Raw genomic sequence first — 575 nt, 5'->3', positions numbered from 1 at the left:
CGGCGTTGACGGTGATGTGCTGCGCGGCAAACTCGGCCGCCAGCGCGCGCGTCAGCCCGAGCACCCCGTGCTTGCTGGCCGTGTAGGCGGCGATGTACTTGGCCCCCGTCTTGGCCGCAATCGAAGCGATGTTGATGATGCGCCCCCAGCCGGCCTCGACCATCATCGGCGCGACGGCCTTGGTCACGTAATAGACCGAGTTCAGGTTGACGTCTATCATCCGCTGCCACAGGGCGTCGTCGTGGCCGAGAAACTTGTGCGACTCGGCGGCACCGGCGTTGTTGACCAGCACCGTAATTGGGCCGAACGACTCGCGGATGCGGGTCACTGTCGCCGCAATCGAGGCGGGCATGGTGACATCGCACGGCACGGCCAGCGCCGCGCCGCCCTCCGCGCGAATGGACTCGGCGACGCGCTCAATGTCGGCGGCCGTGCGCGCCGAGACGGCGACCCGCAGGCCCGCCCGCCCCAGCGCCCGCGCAATCGCCGCGCCGATCCCCTTGCCCGCGCCCGTCACCCAGGCAACCCGATCCATTTTGCTCGCACCTTCCGTTGCCCGGCGGCCTAGCCGAACG

Annotated in this window: 1 protein-coding gene; it reads right to left on the bottom strand. The window is 69.6% G+C overall.

Going from position 1 to position 575, the window contains the following annotated elements; genetic code table 11:
* The coding region (locus NZU74_20665) for an SDR family oxidoreductase (GenBank protein ID MCS6883737.1) at positions 1-535 on the bottom strand (535 nt) is incomplete at its 3' end.
* Positions 536-575 lie beyond the last annotated feature (40 nt).

The organism is Chloroflexaceae bacterium, from assembly GCA_025057155.1.
GTDB lineage: Bacteria > Chloroflexota > Chloroflexia > Chloroflexales > Chloroflexaceae > JACAEO01.
The sequence above is the reverse complement of the archived record's forward strand: the minus strand, read 5'-3'. Positions and strand labels throughout refer to the sequence as shown.